Consider the following 21,020-nt stretch of genomic DNA (forward strand, 5'->3'; position numbering starts at 1 on the left):
CCGTACTCACCTAAGGAAAGTTTTTAAGATGATTTTGTCTTCAATCTGAGATGAACCTCTGGTTCATCCTTTTTTATTGTCATTTTTCCCAAAAAGGGGATGTCTGATCAAGCATTAATAATCCAGAGCATCTGAATGACCTTTTCCGTTTCCTACGAAATAACCAGTCTTGGCATTGATACTAAAGAGATAGGTTCCATCTGGTTTGAAGAGGTTGTAATAGCCATTACCGTTAATGATATTGACACGCTCTAAAATGTATTGATTGCCAGTGATATGTCCACGTTTACGAGCAATATTCAATACTTTTTCAAGGATCCCATCACCAAATACCCAAGCTGGGTTATTGACATCATTGATAGCTGCTTGGTTATATGGCACACGACTCAAGTTCCGCTGAAGTGGGACACCATCACTTGGAAGACCGTACCCTGAATAGCCTGGACTTGCCGTTCCTGCACTACCTGTAGCAGCATTGACAGCTGGGGCCGTAGGTGTTGCTGCTTGAGCTGGGGCTGGGGTTGCATTAGAAGTATCTGTACCACCTGTTCCAGTCACTGGTGCCGGTGTCGCAACTTGTTGTGAACGTCCTTGCGCAACCGCTTCATTCAATAAGCTATCTAATTTTTCATTGCCTGTCTTTGTTTCTGCAAAGGTCGCATCACTTTTCGCTTTGGCAGTTGCATCAAGAACTCCATCTTTGATGACTGGAGAACTAAATTGAGAATTCACTTTTTGAATAGCAGAAACTTGCTTTACAAGGTCTTCATATTTTGTTTTAGCCGCATTATAATCACTGCTTCCTTCTAATTTGTCCAGCAGTTTCTTCAGATTTTCCAAGTCTCCGAATTTATCATTTTTAAGAGCACTTTTTGATTCATCTACAAAAAAGGCATCGTAGGCTTTGGTAAACTCTTCCAATTTTTGAGCTTGTGTTTCACTGCTACTTGATTTAGAAGTAGAAGATGACTTGCTAGATGAAGACGACACAACAGTTGTACCACCAGATTTTCCACGACTGTGCATCCAGTTATAGGTCACAAAAATGGCCGAACCGACAATCGCAAGACCTAATGCAGAGTATAGAACCGCTTTGATTCGTTTACCCGCATTGCTTGGTGTTTCCTCAGGAAGTTCCTCAGCTTCTACAATTGGTTCAGTTGGTGTGGGACCAAATTTAATCTTAGCAGGTAATTCAGTTGAGATAGCATCCATTTCAGGCCTTTGTTCCAAGACCGTTTCCGTCACTTCCGGCGCCTCCACTGCTTCAGCTACTTCAGCAACTGTTTCTGTAGCTGCCAACTCTTCAGCTTTAGCCAATTCTTCTTTGGCCAAAATCTTTGTGTCGTATTTTTCAGCTTCAATTTCTGCTCGGTGTTGTTTGATGTATTTGTCTAAGACATTATCACCTTCAGTTACACCTGCTTCGATTTCTTCTGCCTTTCGATTGGCCTGCCCAATCGTCATCTCTTTAGCATCTTCAAAATCTAAAATTGATTCTGTTTCTTGCTCTAATGGCTTTTTATCCTTCTCTGTCATAAAAATCCTTTCTATGCCTTAATCTGCCGTTTTACTCGTTCCCCAAAATATTGGTAGAGATCAACTTTTAGGGTTCCGTTATAAAGTTTTCGTTTTTTATCTGCTTTACCACCGAATTTAGATTCAAAACCTTCATCACTGGTTAAGATAAATTTACTCCAGGTTTTGAGAGGTGCAAATACGTGCCCCATTTCAGTATACAATTTCGTCACACCTTCATCATCAGATAAGCGTTCTCCATATGGAGGGTTGGAGATAATCACCCCGTTGATCTTATCTGAGTGAAGATCTTGGACTCGCATCTGTTTGAAAGTAATATCACTGCTAACGCCCGCTTTCTGTGCATTTTCTTTGGCAATCTCAACCATCCGTGAATCGATATCAGTTCCCATAATATCCAATTCGATCTCGCGATTGATTTTTCTGCTTGCTTCTTGACGGACTTCATGAATCAAGCGATCATCCATCCAGTTCCATTCTTCAAAAGAAAAGGTCCTACGTAAACCAGGTGCCATATTTCTCGCAATCATCGCCGCCTCAATACAAAACGTTCCAGAACCACATGTCGGGTCAATCAAGGGTTTATCTGGATACCAGTTTGACAGCAGAAGAATTGCTGCTGCCATATTTTCCTTAATAGGGGCTCCCCCTTTTTCAGTCCGATAACCACGTTTGAAGAGGCTACTACCAGTGGTGTCAATCAAGACAGTGGCTTGATCTTTAAGGATCGATACTTCAATCTTGAACTCTGCCCCATTTTCCATCAAGGGAACCCCTTCTGGTCGGGCATAGTGTTTTTGTAACTTTTTAACAACTGCTTTTTTCGAAATGGCCTGAACGCTAGGTTCATTATGCAGTTTTGATTTGACACATTTAGCCTTAGAAATAGGAAAACGTGCTCCTAAAGGCAAATAATTTTCCCAATCCAAAGCAAAGACACCTTGAAAGAGTTCTTCAAATGTTTTGGCTGGAAAAGTCCCAACCACAATTTTCACTCGATCAGCCACGCGCAACCAGAGATTTGTCTCGATGATTGCTCGACGGTCTCCTTGAAATCGAACCCGTCCATTTTCAACCTGGCAATCGTAGCCAAGATCGCGTAGTTCTCGACCAACAACTGCCTCTAGACCAGCAGCTGCCGTTGCAATCAATTCAAATTGTTTTTTCATCTTATTCCTATCACTTTAAAAAAGGAGGTTGAGATCTCTCTCTACCTCATCAACCTATATGCAATTTTCTATAAGCCATGTTTTGTTCCAGAAATGACTAGGTACCATTTCCTTCGATAATCATCTGTCTACTGTTTCCAGTCAGAATGCTATGTTCGTTTCCACGCATTCCATGCCCCGACCAAAGTTTGGGTTGCTAGCTTGAGGGGTTTACCGCGTTCCACTTTTTAGGTTTCCCTAAAAACTACGTCACTGTGGCACTTTCAGAGCTACTAGAGCTTATCCTTAGACTTAGCTCCTTCACTCGCCGTAACTTGAATACCAAGTCCCTAGGCTTATGGATTCACCTAGCACAAACACTACAGGCATCACAGCCTGTGCTAGCATGGACTTTCCTCATGAGAGCATTCTCCCACGCGATTATCCAAAAATTGCACGATCTATGTGATTAATAATCGCGATCTACGATCTGTTTCCCAAAAACTTCTTTTTCCAAACGATTGAGTCGCTTAAGAATATCAAAGTTCGTCGCTGTTGTCACTTGCGGGAATTCTTGCGTAGCTGTACTAGCAATTGGAGATGTTTGTGGTGTTTCCTGTGCTTTTTGGGCAAGTTCTTCACGAAGGCGTGCGTTTTCTTCACGCAATTCCTTCACCAAAGCAGCATAGGTTTCATAGTCTTTTATAACATCATCCAAAAATTCATTTACTTCATCTTTACTATAACCACGAACTTCTCGTTTGAAATCTTGATCAAAAATATCTTTCGCAGTAAAAATAATACTTGCCATTACTCTCTCCAATCTAGTTCATCATCTCAATTATATAAAAAATTGGTAAGAAAAATCAAGGTATAACACTTAGTTTTCGTAAAAATTTTCAGCAAGTTCATTTAAGTCATCAAAACTTAATTGTTTGATATAAAATAGTTCTTTTTCTTGCATCATTTTGTAAAGATACTTTAAATTGGTTTCATTTTCTGGATCGTAAAAAAGGTAAGCTCCATCCGCATTATCTATCAAAAACTGATTGTATTCTTTTAATTGACCCGGATTGCTATAGTGTGGATAGGCATATTTCACGAAATCCACCTGTTTGAAACGTGCCAACATTTCCTGATTGGCTTCATTCCAATTTTCGCCAACGTTCTCAAATAGAAAGATCGTCGCCATTTGAAAATCGTAATCTTCTTTTAACTCAAAAGCAACTTCTAGTACCCAAGCCTCAAATCCCAAATTACCAGAAAAGACCAGCCATTTCACTCCTTCTTCAAATAGACGACGAAGATCTCTTTCAATAGCTTTTTTAATGATGGGCAGTCGAGGGTCTTTATCGGAAAAGACTCCCACATCAAAACTCTTATAACCTGCAACAAGTATGGTATTCATTTTTTCCTCATTATTCTAATTTATGATATAATAGAGTGATGTAATTGTACCAATAAGGAGAACTATGGTCAACTATCCACATAAAGTAGCCAAAAAAACCTTGGTCTCTACACAAAAGAAACATCCGATCGACTTTGCGAATCGTGGGATGACATTTGAAAAAATGATCAACGAAAGCAATCAATACTATCTTTCTCGAGGTCTAGCAGTCATCCATAAAAAACCAACCCCGATTCAAATCGTGAAAGTAGATTATCCACGTCGCAGTCGGGCAAAGATTGTTGAAGCCTATTTCAGGCAAGCCTCAACGACGGACTACTCTGGAGTATACAAGGGACGCTATATCGATTTTGAAGCTAAGGAAACACAGCAAAAACAGTCCATGCCGATGAAAAATTTTCATCAACATCAAATCGATCATATGGAGGCAGTTGTCCAGCAAGGCGGTATCTGTTTCGTTCTCTTGCATTTTGCAAAGTTGAGTGAAACCTACTTACTTCCTGCTCCTGCATTAATTCACTATTACAACATCGATCATGGTAGTAAATCCATGCCCCTCTCCTATATTCAGGAGCACGGCTTTCTAGTAGATAAGAATCGTCTTCCAAGCGTTCCTTATCTTGATATTATCGAACAGAAACTTCTAGGCGGTATTTAAATGAATAAACAAACAGTCATTCAATGGTTGAAATATGTTGCCATCGCAGCCATTTCATTTTTCTTACTTTTATTTGTCCTCGGTGGACTGATATTTGGTTACTATGCTATGAAAGCACCAACCTTGTCTGAAAAAGATTTGGTTGCAACAACATCTAGTAAGATCTATGACAACCAAAATAACTTGATTGCGGATTTGGGGGCTGAGAAACGGATCAACGTCTCTGCCAATGAAATCCCTACTGATTTGGTCAATGCTATCGTAGCGATTGAAGACCACCGTTTCTTCAATCACCGTGGGGTCGATATTATTCGGATCGGCGGTTCCTTCCTTCACAACTTGCGAGGAGGAAGTCAGGGTGGTTCAACCTTGACGCAACAATTGATCAAGTTAACCTATTTCTCCACTTCAGCCTCTGACCGTACCCTCTCTCGTAAGATCCAAGAAGCTTGGTTAGCAACTCAACTGGAAAAGAAAGCAACCAAACAAGAAATATTGACCTATTACGTCAATAAAGTATTTATGGCGAATGGGAACTACGGAATGCAGACGGCTGCGAAAAGTTATTACGGAAAAGATCTAAAAGATCTTTCGCTCCCTCAATTAGCACTCCTTGCAGGAATGCCCCAAGCACCAAACCAATACGACCCATACTCCCACCCTGAAGCAGCGCAACAGCGCCGAAACTTAGTATTAAAAGAAATGCTCGATATGAAGACCATTTCTAATAAACAATACGAAGCAGCGGTCAACACACCTGTTACAGATGGTCTACAAAGTCTTAGTTCTTCAAGCAGTTATCCCGCCTATATGGATAATTACCTGAAAGAAGTGATCGAACAGGTCGAAGAAGAAACGGGCTACAATGTATTGACGACAGGGATGGATGTTTATACTAACGTTGACACTGAAGCCCAAAAGAAATTGTGGGATATCTACAATACAGATGAATATGTCAACTATCCAGATGATGAGTTGCAAGTAGCTTCTACTGTTATTGATGTCAATACTGGTAAAGTCATTGCACAACTTGGCTCTCGTCACCAATCTAGCAACGTTTCCTTTGGTACAAACCAAGCCGTTGAGACTAACCGTGACTGGGGTTCATCAATGAAACCAATCACAGATTACGCACCAGCTCTTGAACATGAGGAATATACCTCTACAGCAGCTACTACAACAGATGCGCCATACAACTTCCCTCATTCATCAACGCCTGTCTACAACTGGGACCGTTCATACTATGGTAGCATGTCCATTACCTACGCAATTCAACAATCTCGTAACGTGCCTGCGGTGAAGGCCCTGGAAAAAGTTGGTCTTAAACAAGCTAAGAAATTCCTCAATGGATTAGGGATCGATTACCCAGAAATGGTTTACGCCAACGCTATCTCGAGTAACACTAGCGATTCTAGCAACAAATACGGAGCCAGCAGTGAGAAAATGGCAGCTGCCTATGCTGCTTTTGCCAATGGCGGTACCTATTACAAACCATCCTATGTTAGTCGGGTTGTCTTTAGTGATGGCACAACCAAGGAATTTGAGTCCGAAGGAACTCGTGCAATGAAAGCAACAACTGCCTACATGATGACAGATATGATGAAGACAGTTCTCTTGTCTGGTACCGGTACAAATGCTGCCATTTCGGGAATCTACCAAGCTGGTAAGACTGGTACATCAAACTATGATGATAACGAGGTCAATAAGTTAACAAAAAATACAGGTTATTCAAGTATTGTGACACCAGATGAATTATTCGTAGGATACACACCTGAATATGCTATGGCCGTCTGGACGGGTTATTCCAATCGCTTTACACCAGTATTGGATAATGGAATACAGGTCGCAACGGATGTCTACCGTCAAATGATGCTCTATCTTGCTAATAATAATAACTCTGGTCATACGGATTGGACGCAACCAAGTGGACTGTATCGAAGTGGTTCTTATCTCTACTTAAACAATGGTAAGAACAACTACAATAACTACTACTATGAGCCAAGTTATTCCACTGATCAGTATTCGTATGAAGAACCATCGTCTAGCTCTTCGAACGAAGAAAATCAATCTAAACCATCTGAGCCTTCTTCGCAAGACTCTAACAATCATAACGAATAATAGAATGGAGAAGTCGGGCTTTTGCCCGGCTTTTTTTAAAACAATGGTTAAAAAACCAGAACGAATAAAATCTGATTTATTTAGTTAGACTTCCCAGCTTTTTTATTTTTGAGTATATAAAAAAAAGAGCCTTTCGGCTCTTATTAGAATGTAGACAAACTATTTTAAAGCAAAATAAGTTAAGTGATTCTGCAAAAAACAAAATTGAGTTCCAATATTTAAATCGATTTAAGAAAATACTGAAACTTTCCGCTGTGAGAAAAGTGCTTGAAACGTTATTGTTTCAGGCACTCGGAATTATTGAGACCTTAGACTCAATAATTAGTCATGGAACTTTAAAGAAGTTCGCTGACGTCCGTACTCACCTAAGGAAAGTTTTTAAGATATTTTGTCTTCAATCTGAAAAGAGCCTTTCGGCTCTTTTCTATATCATTATTTTGCTAAAGCTCCCATTGGATCCCACGGTGCTAGGACAATTGGTTCTGCTTCATAGGCTGCTAATTCGTCTGCTGTTAGGAATTCTTTACGAACCACGATTTGATAGGTATATTCATCCATCCAAGCATCAGAAGCCACAAAGTAACCATCTGTACCGACCTTGTCTCCCCATGAATTTTCAACCTTCCATTTACGAGACTGACCTGCTTCGTCTAAATCAACCCCTGTCAAGACCATAGCGTGTGTCATGAGGCTTTCTGCATAGTCCAAGCGACCCGCCTTGTCTTGTGTCAAATGAATGTCCATGCCTGCTTCAAAATCGTAGACATCTGTTGCCAGGATTCCCGCTTTACGGTTGCTGACTTGGCCTACATCTGAACCAAACCAGACAGTTTCTCCTGCTTTCATTTGAGCAATAGCTAATTCTTTCAATCGATCCATTGGAACATTTAGGTAGCGGACTGGACGGCTACCAACCACATTGCCCAGCATATCTACGGTGTAAGATTTTCCATATGGCTTGTCTGTAGTTGGGGCATTGATAATAGAGACGTAATCGTCTAATTGAAGGTCTACATATTTTTTGTAGAAGCTTTGTGGAGTTAAGCCACTTTCACTATGGAATTGGTTGTCCTTATCACGGTATGAAAAGTCAAATTCACGTGGAGGCAATCCTAAAGACATAGCCAAGAAGTTAAAAATTTCTTGCAACAGCGCTTGTTTCTTGCTCGCAACTGCCTCACTATCTGCGCCTGAGTGAATCAAGTCACGCAAGATTTGCGCATCTTGACGCAAGAGTTTATTGAGGTAGGTGTTCAATTCCCGGCTATTGCTTGAAGAAATCGATTCTGGATAAACTGATTTTGGAACCACTCCGTATTTCTCAAAGAGGGATACCACCATATCCCATTGACCACCATCTTGTTGTGGGGTTTGTAGGAGAAAAGCCACCTTACGGCTGGTCAACTCTTGGTCCGCTGTAGCAATCACTTGCTCCAAAAACCAGTTTGATTTTTCATACTTATCCCAAAAGAAAGTATGTGCTTGAGACAATTCAAAATCCTCCAATTGGAAGCTTGAAATCATCTTGTGACGGAAGGTATTTAAAGCCGCAAACATCCAACAACGTCCAGATGCTTTTTGGTTTGTCACCTTGTCCTTGGTCAAATCAAGTGAAAAGACTGGTGTATGTTCTACTGCACTCTTGCGCGTTTCAAGCGATGCATGAATCCCATTATGGGTAACAGCATTTTCAAGAGCCGCATATTTCACGTTTGCTTCATAATTGGCATAGAGCTGGTCTGTAAATTCTTTCGTTAATTCTGACATAGCAATCTCCTTTTTTCGTTACCTACTATTATAATCCTTTGAGCAGAATCTTCAAGTAAAAATCACCCTATAGAGAGGGGTTCTGTATGGAATAAATAATTTTATCCCCGCAGTATCCTTTGCGTTGAATGGCTTTAGGGATGGTTTCTACATATTGCATTCCGGCCTTTTCCATGACTTTTCCAGAAGCAGGATTTAAACTAACATAGGAAGCTTTGATTTCTTTAAATCCGACTTCGTTCAATAAGAAATCCAAAACAGCTATGACGGCTTCTGTCATGAATCCCCGCCCCCAGAATTTCTTGCCAAGGATATAACCCAGCTCGCAAGATTGACTTTCCTGGTCTTGGGAAACCACACTAATATCTCCAATTACCTGATCCGGTGATGTTTTCAAACAGATCGCCCATTTATAAGTATCTGGTTTTTGATACTGTTCGACCCATCTTTTGATTGATTCTCTGGTCCTCTCAGAAGATGTATGGGCATCCCAGGTGACATATTTCAGATTTTCAGGATCAGAAGCCCAATTTTCATACATCGCTGGTGCATCTTCCAAAACGAAAGGCCTCAAGTATAAATGCTCTGTCTCCATAACAAGACTACCAAGATGATTCATATGTTGTCTCCCTTCATTTTTCCATGCAACTTGAATTCTGCAAGTTTTTTACTTTAATCTAGAAGAAAAGGACGGATGAAACCGCCCTTCTTTTTGATGCTTTTCACAATATAATATGGTAAGAAGACTACGAAATCGAACTCCACGAGTTACCGATTTCTACCTCGTTCTCCTATGTTAAGACTCTGGCTAAAAAGGTCTACTGGACCTTTTTACTCCCAGAAATGATCAAATACTGTGATTGGCAAGTGGCGTTTGTGTTGGCCTTTGTACCACCAATTTTCAATAGTTGCTTGAGCTTCTGGGCTCACTTGTTTGCCTTCTAGGTAATCATCGATTTCATTATAGGTGACACCCAGCGCTACTTCATCAGCAACACCTGGTTTTTCTTCTTCCAAATCTGCAGTTGGGATTTTCTCATAGAGAGCAGGATCAGCTCCCAAGGTTTTAAGCAATTGTTTTCCTTGGCGCTTGTTCAAACGGAAAAGGGGTAAAATATCTGCACCACCATCTCCAAATTTTGTGAAGAAACCTGTAATGTTTTCCGCTGCATGGTCCGTCCCAATCACTGCTCCGCTATGTGCTCCTGCTAGAGCATATTGCGCAATCATGCGGCTACGTGCCTTGATATTGCCCTTGTTGAAGTCGGAGATATCCGTTCCTGTTGCTTCGACAGCGCGTTCCATGGCATCAACCGATTCCTTGATGTTAACGACTAGGCTGACATCTGGCTGGATGAAGGCCAAAGCTTTTTGAGCATCTTCTTCATCTGCCTGTACCCCATAAGGAAGGCGAACAGCAATAAATTGATAGGAGATATCTCCTGTCTCTGCGCGCATTTCTTCCATGGCTAATTGAGCTAACCGTCCAGCAAGAGTCGAATCTTGTCCTCCTGAGATCCCTAATACAAATGTTTTCAAGAAGGGATGTTTTTTTAGATATCTTTTTAAGAAATCAACCGAGCGGCGAATCTCTTCCTGAGGATCAATGCTAGGCTTGACACCCAATTGTTGGATAATCTCTTCTTGCAAACTCATTTTGCTTCTCCTTCTCCATTGGCCTTGTTACGCATTTCCTCGATTAGATCCATCTTATCCTGCCAAATATCTTTTGCCAAGTCAACTGGGTAATGCTGTGGATTGAGGACACGCTTGTATTCATCCCACAATTGATCGTAATTTTTACGAGCATATTCTTGAATTTCTGATAATGGTGGTAGTTGATAAACCAATTGACCCTCTTTAAAAATATCCACTAAAAGAGGAATAGCCTCAAAGTTTCGGACCGTTTTATTGATGTAGGTATAAGTCGGATGGAACATTTTAAGTTCTGTCAGTTGTGAAACATCTACTCCATCATAAGTGATGTAGTCCCCTTCTGACTTACCTTTTTCACGGCTCGTAATCCGCCAGACTTGCTTTTTACCTGGAGTAGAAACTTTCTCTGCATTATTGGAAAGCTTGATAGTATTAATCATCTCTCCTGCTTCATTTTCAACAGAGACAATTTTGTATACCGCTCCAAGTGCTGGTTGATCGTAAGCTGTAATTAACTTGGTTCCTACACCCCAAACATCAATTTTTGCTTTTTGCATTTTTAAGTTGAGGATGGTATTTTCATCCAAGTCATTAGAAGCGTAGATTTTAGCATTTGTAAACCCAGCCTCATCTAATTGCTGGCGAACTTTTTTAGAAATATAGGCAATATCTCCTGAGTCAATCCGGACGCCTAGGAAATTGATCTTCTCTCCCATTTCACGCGCTACCTGAATAGCTGCTGGTACCCCAATACGAAGCGTATCATAGGTATCGACGAGGAAGACACAATCTTTATGGGTTTCCGCATAAGCTTTAAAGGCTTGATAGTCATTCCCATATACTTGTACAAGAGAATGGGCATGGGTTCCTAAAACTGGGATTCCAAAGAGTTTTCCTGCACGAACATTACTAGTTCCATTGGCCCCTCCGATGACTGCTGCACGAGTTCCCCAAATGGCCGCATCCATTTCTTGCGCACGACGTGTTCCAAATTCCATCAAAGGCTCATCTTCAATGACCGAACGAATACGAGCAGCTTTTGTTGCAATCAAGGTTTGAAAGTTGACGATATTCAAAAGGGCTGTTTCCACCAATTGACACTGAGCCAAAGGACCTTCTACCTGAACAATTGGTTCATTCGCAAAGACTAAGTCTCCTTCTTGAGCCGATCGTACCGTCAATTCCAACTTGAGATCACGAAGATATTCCAAGAAGGCCCCATGATAACCAAGTGACTCTAAATAGGCAATATCGCTCTCAGAAAAACTCAAGTTTTCCAAGTATTTCACAATTCTCTCTAAGCCAGCAAATACAGCGTAACCGTTTTTAAAAGGCTGTTGACGAAAATACACTTCAAATACAGCATGTTTATTGTGGATACCTTGATCAAAATAGACTTGCATCATGTTGATTTGGTATAAATCAGTATGCAAAGTTAAACTGTCATCTGGATACATATGTATACCTCTTTTTTATTGATTTGTTCTATGAATTCCTACCATAAAATTAGTACCATTATAGCACATTTCAGCTCTATTGAATACTGAAAGGAAAGCATGAAAAAAATCTGAGACAGGAAGCTCAGATTTTTTGGATTAAAAGTTTTCTGTGATATATTTATAAACTTCTTGGCCAGCAATCGCACCGTCTCCGACTGCTGTCGTCACTTGACGTAGGTCTTTTTGACGAACATCACCAACCGCAAAAATACCTGGGACTTTGGTTCTCATATGATCATCCGTCACCACCCAGCCATTTTCATCTAAAATACCAAGTTCCGTCGCAAAATCACTGACAGGATCTAAACCGACATAGATAAAGACACCACCGAAGGCCTGCTCTCTAACCACTCCTGTCTTCACATCTTTTAAAAGGACAGACGTTACTTTTTGTTCACCTTTAATTTCTTCAACAACCGTATTCCAAGCAAAGTGAATTTTATCATTGGCAAAGGCACGGTCTTGAAGAACTTTTTGGGCACGCAACTGATCACGACGATGGGCAATAGTCACTGTTTTTGCAAACTGCGTCAAAAAGACAGCTTCTTCTACCGCAGAATCGCCACCACCAACGACCAAGAGATTTTCATCTCTAAAGAAAGCTCCATCACAAACAGCACAGTAGGAAACTCCTCTACTGTTCAGCTCCTCTTCACCAGGGACATTCAATGGACGGTGGTTAGACCCTGTTGCAATCACCACGGTTTTAGCTTCAAATTCCCCATCATCTGTGACAATCTTTTTGGTTGCTCCGTGGTCTTCGATGCGCTCTACCTGACCAAACAAATGTTCCACACCAAGATTCTCCAAAGGCTCAAACATTTTTTCAGCCAAGTCTGGGCCACTAATATTCGCATAGCCAGGATAGTTTTCAATGTCAGACGTATTGTTCATTTGACCGCCTGGAATTCCTCTCTCAATCAATGCGACTTTTAAATTGCTTCGTGCTGCATAAAGGGCAGCAGTCATCCCTGCAGGACCTGCCCCAATAATCACTGTATCAAACATACTCAACCTCTTTCTGTTTTGTTGTAACCATTATAATTCTAACACGGTCTTTTTGCAATTATCGTGCTTGAAAGATAAACAAAATCCCTATGACCGCAAAGGTTAAAATAGGAATCGTCATGATATCAATTAAGAGGATATCATACAAATGGGCTTGTCGTTGCTTGGCTGTTTTATCTTTCTTCTTAAGGGCACGGTAGCCAATCCAAATACAAGAAGCGATCCCAACTAAAATCGTTGTCGTCACTAAACTTTGTAAATATAAGGACAATAATTTATTTAACATCACGACTCCAAATATTTTTACATTTTCAGAAAACAAACCCAGCTAGCATCGCCAGCTGAGTCTTACCTCTCCTCTATTATATCAAACATAGGTCCGTTTGTAACTAGCAAAGAATTCTTTTGTCCGTTCTTCTTTTGGATGTTGCATGATTTCCTCTGGTGTTCCAGATTCAATAATCCGTCCTTTATCCAAAAATAAGACCTTATCTGCTACTTGCGCTACAAAAGACATATCATGGCTGACCAGTACCATGGTTTGTCCTGATTTTGCCGCATTGGCAATGGATTTTTCAACTTCTCCAACCAATTCTGGATCCAAGGCTGAAGTCGGTTCATCCAGCAAAAGAACCTCTGGTTTCATGGCCAAGGCACGTGCCAAAGCCACCCGTTGTTTTTGTCCACCTGAGAGGTGACGAGGATAGTGATTTTCACGATCCGATAAACCTACTTTTGCCAGTTCTTCTCGAGCAATTTTCGTTGCTTCTTGATCGGATAGGCCCTTCACAACAATGAGCCCTTCTTTCACATTTTCAAGGGCTGTTTTTCTACCAAACAAATTAAACTGTTGGAACACCATGGCCAATTTTCTTCTTAAGGTTAAGATTTGATCTTGGGTAATGTGCTCAAAATCAACTTCGAAATCATCAATCTTAATTCTACCACTATCTGGTGCTTCCAAATAGTTTAAACTGCGTAAGAAGGTTGATTTACCAGCTCCCGAAGACCCGATTAGGGCCACGACTTCCCCTTTTTGAATTTCCAAACTTAGATTATTTAAAACCTTTTGACCTGAAAATGTCTTTGATAATTCTGAAATATAAATCATTAGATCCGGACCTCCTGATCTGGTAAATCAATTGCTACGGGAGTCTCAATATCCAGTCGACGTTCAATGTGACGGCCTAGTATTTCAATGAGAATGTTCACAATCCAGTAAACAATCGATACCGTGATAAAGCGTTCAAAGTACTTCAAATCGCTCCCCCCAATAATCCGTGCTTGGGCAAAAATTTCAACTACACTGGCACTAAAGGCTAGCGAGGTCCCCTTGGTCAAGCCAATGAGAGAGTTGATTAAAGTAGGAGTTGCAACGACTGCTGCATTGGGAATAATAATCCGGCGATAAACTTGACGGTTGGTCATTCCAAGACTACGCGCTGCCTCAATTTCACCAGGATCCACTGATAAAATGGCTGCCCGGATGGTCTCACTCGCATAAGCCGCCTCATTAAAGGCAAGAGCCACAATTGCAAATAACTCAGCTGGAATGGCATTAATATTAAAAGCTGTTCCATAAGACTGATTGATCGCTTTTAAAATAAGAGGAATCCCATAATAAGTAAGTCAACATCAGCTGAACCAACAAAGGAGTCCCACGTAAAAAACTGACAAAAACAGCTTGAATCGGGTAAAGAATTCGTACACGATTAATTTTGACCAGAGCAAAAATCATAGCAAAAACAATCCCAAAAAATGCGCCTCCTAGGGCTAATAAAATCGTCACAGGCAATTTTCCTATGACTGCCGGAAATGCATCCAATACGGCTCTCAAACTAAACAGCTTGCTATCTGGAACGTGTTTTAAAAAGTCAGCATACCAGTTGGCAGCTAAAAGATTAGTTGTAAACATTTTTGTTACTTCCTTTCTCGAACATAAACATTCTATCATATTCACTATCGGAATTCCAAAAATTGCTACAGAAATAGAAAAATGATAGACTACTCAAATTTAGTCTATCATAATTTTAGACAAGTTCCTAATAGTTTTTCTTTATGGAGTTCCTAAAGAAAATCTATGTTTTCTTCTGAACATGTGAAAGAAGGGGTTAGAAAGTTTGGCGTTTGGCCTTTCGTTCCGCCCGGCCACGCGCACGGTTTTCAGCTCGCTTAGCTTTTCTCCGCTTTTCATCAACTGCCCATTTGATTTTTTTCTTGTAGCCTGGTTTGATTTTTTTCTTTTTCTTCTTCACCAGACCAATCATTTCAATGTCGAGTTTCTCTTGCTTTTTCTCACGATTCGCTCGTCTGTCCCGATCATAAGTATCTTCAATAACCCCATTTTTCAACACTTTCGGTACGAAACGAATTCCCATTTTTTCTAGTTCACGGATATCTGAATCATCACTCGGTTGATAAAGAGTAATAGCGACACCCGGTAGACCATTGCGTCCTGTCCGACCGACACGGTGAACGAAGAATGAAAGATCTTGTGGAATAGCATCATTGATGACATGACTCACCCCTTCGATATCAATTCCACGCGCCGCCAAATCTGTGGCCACAATATACTCAAAATCAAGATTTTTAACCTGATTCATGATCCGTTTCCGTTCACGTGGTGGGATATCTCCGTGAATCTTCGCCACTTTTAATCCTTGAGCCACTAAATAGGCATGGAGATCATCTGCTCTCGTTTTGGTATTAACGAAAATCATAGCCAGATAAGGTTGAAGAGCCTGCGTCAGTTGATAAATCTGCTCGTTTTTGTCACGCCCCTTTGTCGATACCAACCAGTTATCAATGGTGTCCGAGATTACCGTTTTGGTTTTGATCTGCTCCATGACAGGGTTAGACAAATATTTCTTCAAGAAGGGTTGTAACTTTTGTGGAATCGTTGCTGAGAAGACTAAAAACTGAAGCTTCTTGGGAAGACTGGATGCAATCTTGTCTACCGTCGTCAAAAAGCCCATATCGAGAGTCATATCCGCCTCATCAACCACAAAAGTGTGAGCCTTATGAATAGCCAAGTCTCCAGAAGCGACCAAATCATAGATGCGTCCTGGTGTCCCAATCACGATATGCGGTTGAGCCACTTGGAGCTTATCAATCTGACGGGCCTTATCAGTTCCGCCAACATAGTTAGCAATCCGGATTTCCTTTTCACAGTGGCTAGCAATCTGACGAGCCGCTTGGTAAATCTGTGTGGCCAACTCCCGACTAGGCGCTGTAATGACCACTTCGACATGGCTACTATCCTCATTTAAGGTTTGAAAAATTGGCAAGAGGAAGGTATGGGTCTTCCCTGATCCTGTTTTGGATTCACCGACCAAATCTCGACCTGCTAAAACAATCGGGATCAGTTTTTCTTGAACTTCTGTGGCTTCGATAAAATTAATCTCTTTTAAGGCCTCTTGGATATAGTCCTTAAACTTAAAATCTGTAAATTTCATTCTCTTATCCTTTCATCATCTCTACTATTATATCAAAAAAGTCCTCTTCCCGCTCTTCTTTTGGACAGCAATTCCTAGCCAGCGAAAAAGGTTGAGATAGCATCCCAACCTTTTATGATTCACGACTTATGAATTGGTCAAAAAGTAGATCAAGAGAGTCAAGGCACTCATTCCTGCACCGACGCTCCAAAGAAAGGCATCGACCTTCCACTCAGACCATTTAGGTCCATTCCCAGATAAACCACCCAATTCTAAATGATGATGGAAAGGCGTCATGCGGAAAATCCGGCGCCCTTCTCCTGTCCGTTTCTTGGTCCATTTGAAATAGGACACTTGGAGCATGACCGAGCTAGTCTCAAAGACGTAGACAATCCCAATCAAGAGCAAGGTCCACTCTACGTGGAGAGCCATGGATAGAGTTGCAAGCATCCCACCTAGGGCTAGACTTCCAACATCTCCCATGAAAATCTTGGCCGGCTTGTGGTTGTAGACGAAGAAACCTAATAGAGCTCCAATCATACTGATGGTCACAAAGAGGATATCGATTCGTCTTTGCCAAACAGCGATGATGGAATAAGCGATTAAACTGATCGTCACCGAAATGCTTGCCAACCCATCAATCCCGTCCGTCAAGTTGACAGCATTTGAAAAACCAACCAACCAGAACAAGGCAAAGACAATGTAGAAATGCCCCAAATAAAGATCCCAACCAAAGACATTGAGAAGACTACCGGCTCCATGGCGTTCAGAAAAGAGATAGAAAATGATTCCTCCCACCAATTGCAAGGCTAATTTTTGCTTAGGATTCAATCCTTCATTAATCTTACGGAAAACTTTTAAGAAGTCATCCAAGAAACCGACGATTCCGTACAAGACCAAAATAAAGAGAATCAATTGAACAGGTCGCGTAAAGTTCCCAGTTAAAAAGCTAAAAACCAGGGTGACAAAGACAGAAGTGATCAAGAAGACCACTCCACCCATGGTAGGAGTGCCCGCCTTGGCTTGGTGTTGCTTCACATCTTCGTGCATTTGTTGCCCTGAAATATGGGCTCGTTGATAGAAACGGATGAAGGCCGGAATGCCAATAACCGTCAGTATAAATGATACTACTAGGGTAGCAAGTAACATATCAATCTCCTAATGTAATTGTTATTTTCTTCGTCTTCTTTAAAGCAGTTTCTACTTTGACGTTTTGTTTGCTCACACGAGAACCTTCCCCTTTATAGGTGATCTCAATGCCCGTCCATTCTGCAAATTTATCAACATTTTCCTTGGTCCATCCGTACATATCCGGAACTGAATCCAAATCATCTGTCAACAATAACACTTGCTCATTTGCTTTTAATTTCGTTCCTGCTGAAACAGACATCTTTTTAATATTTTTTCCAGTACCTAGGACGACAGGCTGGATCAGATTGCGCCGCAGTTCATCTGCGAAGCCACCTGGGCTGATGGTCTGCTTCAACTTCAATTCTTTCGACAAGGATTCTGCCGACGGCATCTTATAGGTGGCCTCTTTGGTGACCCCATCCAAGGCCTTGGTTTCCGTTACTAGATTCAATTCATCCTTCAAAGCAACTGCATCTTCCAAAATAGGATTAACCAGCTCTTCCCAGCTGGTCGCTGAGAATTTCACTTCTGGTTGTTGGACCGTCACATACATAATGAATTCAGGATCTTCTGCAGGTGTCATGGCTACAACCGAGTTGATATAATCATTTTCTCCTTGCAAGTATCCTTGATCTGTCGCCATTTGGGCAGTCCCTGATTTCACCGCAACGTTTTGACCGGGTACCTGAATGATGGGTCCATCACTGTACAAGGTTCCATACTCTGGATCTGTTCCGACGGTGATCATATAGTTCCGTGTCTGTTGTGCAGCTGATCCTGAAACTGGTTTTCCAACAACTTCTTTTTTTGATTTGCGGGCTGTGTCTGATTTTTTATCGTAAATAGCACTAATAAACTTCGGCTCCAACATTTGCCCATCATTAGCGATGGCACTAAAGGCCCGCAACATCTGCGTTTGGGTGACAGATATCCCTTGTCCAAAGGCAGACATAGCTTGAGTAACATAGTTATCACCCGGAAGGCTTCCAAAACTCTCATCGCCCATGCCAAAACGGGTAGAGAGACCAAATTTGAAGCGGTGGAGGTAATTCATCCAGACGTTATTTCCCATCTTCTGCTCTAGCTTGGTCATCCCAATATTACTAGAATAGGCAAAGCCCTGAGCAATGTTCATATAGCGTCCATCCATCAAGCCCATATTGACATCCCAGTCACGAATCGTCGCATCTTTTACTTGTAGTTCGTTACTGTAGTATACTTCATTATAGGCTGGGAAGGTTCCATGATCAATCGCCGAAGCTAATAACATGACCTTCATCGTTGAACCCGGTTCATATTGACCTTGATAAAGGATGGTATTCCAGGTTTTCAAGTTTTTCAGATCCAACCCTTGTTTGGTATCCGCATTATAGGATGGACGTTGCGTTGTCGCCAGGATTTCTCCAGTTTTTGCACTCACAAGAGTCGCACTAACATACTTTCCTTTTACTTTTTCTTGGAAAACATCCATTCGGGTTTCGAGATAGGTTTGAAGTTCCGCAGAAAGGGTTGTGTATACATCCTTCCCATCTTCTGTTTTGACAGAAACCTTATCTGAACCAGGAACGATATTCCCGTTTCGGTCTTTGTCATAGGTGATAACCCCATTTTGACCAGCGAGAATACGATCGAGGGATTTCTCCATTCCTGATTGCCCCTTCAAGGTTTTATTCCCCTCTTTATCTTCTTGAAGAGAGGCCTGCCCTATAAATTGAGAGGCAAAAACTCCATTTTTATAGCTTCGATTTGGACTAGTTGTAAAGGCAACCCCTTCAATCTTCGCTGCTTCCATGGCCTCACGGATAGCTGTCATATTACTATAAGTAATGCCGTTTCCGTTCGATCCAAAAGAAACTTGTTTCAATTTCTTTTGCGACAACTGTTGAATGACGTAATCCTCATCCATCCCTAAGTACTGCTTAAAGATTTCTGCTACTTTTTTAAATTGGCTCTCTTCTACATAGAGGATTTTTCCGGTTGCTGATTTGTACTTTTTATCAATAACAGCATAAACGTTATAGGTCGTCGCATCTTCAGCAATTACTGCTCCATTTCGGTCATAGATCGTTCCACGTTTTGCAGGAACAATAACCGTCTCCTCATGGACTTTTTTTGCTTGATCCGATAAGGTCACACCGAATTTTTTGTCAGTCCCAATAATCATTGCAAAATTAATCAGAAAGAGAAAAAAGAGGAAAATCGCCAGTACACTGAGATTTTTCCCAACTTGTTTTCGATTCTGATCCGGCAAGCGACGTTTCTTTATCGAATACCTGATTAAAAATTTTTTAAATTTATTCATCACTACTTGCACTCACTGTTTTTCGATTTTCTTTTTGCAGCTTCATTCCTTGGGAGCTAGCCAACTGTGATAAGCGGTCATAACGTGTTAATTCATTGACCTCTTGACGAACATCTGCCAATTCCGTCTTTTTGGCTTCTAGTTCCGTATTCAAATCAGTCAACTCACTCTGTACTTGTAAAATTCGTGTCTGCATAAAGACGATACTAATGGCTAAAATCACAGCTGTTAGGACAATCGACCCATAAAAAGCCTTTTCTACTCTAGAGAAACGGCGAAAGCGATCTTGCAGTACCTGTGTTCTTGTTCTCTCATCTCTTGCTGCCATATCAATTCCTCTTACTTGTGTATTTTTCGAGCAACCCGTAGTTTTGCTGAATGGGATCGATTATTATCCTCAAGCTCTTCATCACTTGGCAAAATAGGTTTCCGGTTGACTAACTCCATCTTTGGTTTCAAATCATCTGGAATAAAGGGAAGCCCCTTTGGAACCTCAACTGTCGAAGCTTCTTTAAACAATTGTTTGGTCAATCGATCCTCTAACGAATGAAAGGTAATCACAGAAATACGACCATCGAGGGCCAACAAATCCATGGCTTGCTGAATTGATTCATCTGCAGCTCCCAGTTCATCATTGACTTCGATACGAATGGCTTGGAAAATCTGTTTAGCAGGATGGCCCTTTTTCTTGAGCTCCTTAGCTGGTTTAGCAGATTTAATAATCTCTGCTAATTCAGTCGTCGTTTCAATCGGTTTAATTGCTCGTGCTTGCTCAATTTTCCGCGCAATTTGCTTGGAAAATTTGTCCTCTCCATATTTGAAAAAAATACGGACTAGATCATGGTAATCGTAGCTATTTACGACCTCATAGGCTGTCAAGGAAGCTTCTTGATTCATCCGCATGTCCAGTGGCGCATCTTTCTTGTAAGAAAATCCGCGTTCCCGTTCATCTAACTGAGGACTAGACACACCTAGGTCATAACAGATTCCATCAATTTCAGTCACACCCAATTCGTTTAGACGTTCCTTCAAATGACGAAAGTTATCCTTAATGAAGGTCACCATGCCTTTCTCGATGAAAGGTGCCAAACGAATCTTAGCATTCTCAATCGCATGCTGATCTTGGTCGAAGGCATAAAGATGGCCCGATTCATTTAATTTTGTTAACAAATATTCGCTGTGGCCTGCCCCACCCAATGTGGCGTCTACATAGATCCCATCTGGCTTAACATCCAGCATATCGATCGTTTCATGAAGCAAAACCGTTACATGATGAAATTCTTTACTCATATCTTTACTATTTTACCACAAATGGGACCAAGATGCACTCCTGAAAGAAAATTCACTAACTA

The 21,020-nt window shown here is 41.2% G+C and carries 18 protein-coding genes, 1 other RNA gene and 1 pseudogene; 2 read left to right on the forward strand and 18 right to left on the reverse strand.

The window, feature by feature from the left end:
- Positions 1–114: 114 nt before the first annotated feature.
- The 5 genes from HMPREF2685_RS01535 to HMPREF2685_RS01555 form a co-directional block, all read right to left on the reverse strand.
- Entirely contained in the window at positions 115–1,539 is a 1,425-nt protein-coding gene (locus HMPREF2685_RS01535; RefSeq protein ID WP_049482720.1) for a cell division site-positioning protein MapZ family protein, read from the reverse strand.
- Between the two features lie 11 nt (positions 1,540–1,550).
- Positions 1,551–2,708 (reverse strand): THUMP domain-containing class I SAM-dependent RNA methyltransferase, encoded by a 1,158-nt coding sequence (locus HMPREF2685_RS01540; protein WP_070464873.1) that lies wholly within the window; start codon positions 2,706–2,708, stop codon positions 1,551–1,553.
- Between the two features lie 66 nt (positions 2,709–2,774).
- Positions 2,775–3,140, reverse strand: an RNA gene (rnpB, locus tag HMPREF2685_RS01545) — RNase P RNA component class B.
- A 16-nt stretch (positions 3,141–3,156) separates the two neighbouring features.
- The gene (gene gpsB / locus HMPREF2685_RS01550) at positions 3,157–3,498 is read right to left on the reverse strand and encodes a cell division regulator GpsB (protein ID WP_049473359.1); all 342 of its coding nucleotides are present in this window, start codon (positions 3,496–3,498) and stop codon (positions 3,157–3,159) included.
- A gap of 69 nt (positions 3,499–3,567) precedes the next feature.
- Positions 3,568–4,095 (reverse strand): SLOG family protein, encoded by a 528-nt coding sequence (locus tag HMPREF2685_RS01555; protein ID WP_070464879.1) that lies wholly within the window; start codon positions 4,093–4,095, stop codon positions 3,568–3,570.
- Positions 4,096–4,159: 64 nt separating this feature from the next.
- On the opposite strand from HMPREF2685_RS01555, the gene recU reads away from it, so the two are divergent.
- Both recU and pbp1a read left to right on the forward strand, forming a co-directional pair.
- A complete protein-coding gene (recU, locus tag HMPREF2685_RS01560) occupies positions 4,160–4,753 on the forward strand; it encodes a Holliday junction resolvase RecU (protein WP_021154546.1) in 594 nt (197 codons plus the stop codon).
- Positions 4,754–6,871 carry a penicillin-binding protein PBP1A gene (gene pbp1a, locus HMPREF2685_RS01565; RefSeq protein WP_070464882.1) on the forward strand — a complete coding sequence of 706 codons (2,118 nt, stop codon included), beginning with the start codon at positions 4,754–4,756 and terminating at the stop codon, positions 6,869–6,871.
- A 432-nt stretch (positions 6,872–7,303) separates the two neighbouring features.
- Here pbp1a and pepC read toward each other — a convergent pair whose 3' ends face one another.
- The 13 genes and pseudogenes from pepC to rsmH form a co-directional block, all read right to left on the reverse strand.
- A complete protein-coding gene (pepC, locus tag HMPREF2685_RS01570; protein ID WP_049474365.1) occupies positions 7,304–8,638 on the reverse strand; it encodes an aminopeptidase C in 1,335 nt (444 codons plus the stop codon).
- Between the two features lie 67 nt (positions 8,639–8,705).
- The gene (locus tag HMPREF2685_RS01575; RefSeq protein ID WP_070464884.1) at positions 8,706–9,257 is read right to left on the reverse strand and encodes a GNAT family N-acetyltransferase; all 552 of its coding nucleotides are present in this window, start codon (positions 9,255–9,257) and stop codon (positions 8,706–8,708) included.
- 212 nt (positions 9,258–9,469) lie between these two features.
- Entirely contained in the window at positions 9,470–10,294 is an 825-nt protein-coding gene (gene nadE / locus HMPREF2685_RS01580) for an ammonia-dependent NAD(+) synthetase (protein WP_049474367.1), read from the reverse strand.
- Positions 10,291–11,751: a nicotinate phosphoribosyltransferase gene (locus HMPREF2685_RS01585; RefSeq protein WP_023920286.1), complete on the reverse strand. Its 1,461-nt coding sequence runs from the start codon at positions 11,749–11,751 to the stop codon at positions 10,291–10,293. Before HMPREF2685_RS01585 ends, nadE begins: the two co-directional genes overlap by 4 nt.
- A 138-nt stretch (positions 11,752–11,889) precedes the next feature.
- The gene (gene trxB, locus HMPREF2685_RS01590) at positions 11,890–12,801 is read right to left on the reverse strand and encodes a thioredoxin-disulfide reductase (RefSeq protein WP_070464887.1); all 912 of its coding nucleotides are present in this window, start codon (positions 12,799–12,801) and stop codon (positions 11,890–11,892) included.
- Between the two features lie 58 nt (positions 12,802–12,859).
- A complete protein-coding gene (locus HMPREF2685_RS01595) occupies positions 12,860–13,087 on the reverse strand; it encodes a DUF4059 family protein (RefSeq protein ID WP_003003995.1) in 228 nt (75 codons plus the stop codon).
- 81 nt (positions 13,088–13,168) lie between these two features.
- A complete protein-coding gene (locus tag HMPREF2685_RS01600) occupies positions 13,169–13,912 on the reverse strand; it encodes an amino acid ABC transporter ATP-binding protein (protein WP_003003991.1) in 744 nt (247 codons plus the stop codon).
- Positions 13,912–14,716 (reverse strand): annotated as a pseudogene (locus HMPREF2685_RS01605) (amino acid ABC transporter permease). Before HMPREF2685_RS01605 ends, HMPREF2685_RS01600 begins: the two are co-directional and overlap by 1 nt.
- A gap of 196 nt (positions 14,717–14,912) precedes the next feature.
- Positions 14,913–16,256 carry a DEAD/DEAH box helicase gene (locus HMPREF2685_RS01610; RefSeq protein ID WP_070464890.1) on the reverse strand — a complete coding sequence of 448 codons (1,344 nt, stop codon included), beginning with the start codon at positions 16,254–16,256 and terminating at the stop codon, positions 14,913–14,915.
- A gap of 126 nt (positions 16,257–16,382) precedes the next feature.
- Positions 16,383–17,384, reverse strand: coding sequence for a phospho-N-acetylmuramoyl-pentapeptide-transferase (gene mraY, locus HMPREF2685_RS01615; RefSeq protein ID WP_070464892.1), 1,002 nt, complete (start codon positions 17,382–17,384; stop codon positions 16,383–16,385).
- Position 17,385: 1 nt separating this feature from the next.
- Entirely contained in the window at positions 17,386–19,668 is a 2,283-nt protein-coding gene (gene pbp2X / locus HMPREF2685_RS01620) for a penicillin-binding protein PBP2X (RefSeq protein ID WP_070464895.1), read from the reverse strand.
- Entirely contained in the window at positions 19,661–19,996 is a 336-nt protein-coding gene (gene ftsL, locus HMPREF2685_RS01625) for a cell division protein FtsL (RefSeq protein WP_003003929.1), read from the reverse strand. The genes pbp2X and ftsL overlap by 8 nt, the downstream gene beginning before the upstream one ends.
- A gap of 11 nt (positions 19,997–20,007) precedes the next feature.
- The gene (rsmH, locus tag HMPREF2685_RS01630) at positions 20,008–20,958 is read right to left on the reverse strand and encodes a 16S rRNA (cytosine(1402)-N(4))-methyltransferase RsmH (protein ID WP_024054758.1); all 951 of its coding nucleotides are present in this window, start codon (positions 20,956–20,958) and stop codon (positions 20,008–20,010) included.
- Positions 20,959–21,020: the final 62 nt, after the last annotated feature.

It is taken from the genome of Streptococcus sp. HMSC074F05, from assembly GCF_001808725.1.
Classification (GTDB): Bacteria; Bacillota; Bacilli; order Lactobacillales; family Streptococcaceae; genus Streptococcus; species Streptococcus parasanguinis_I.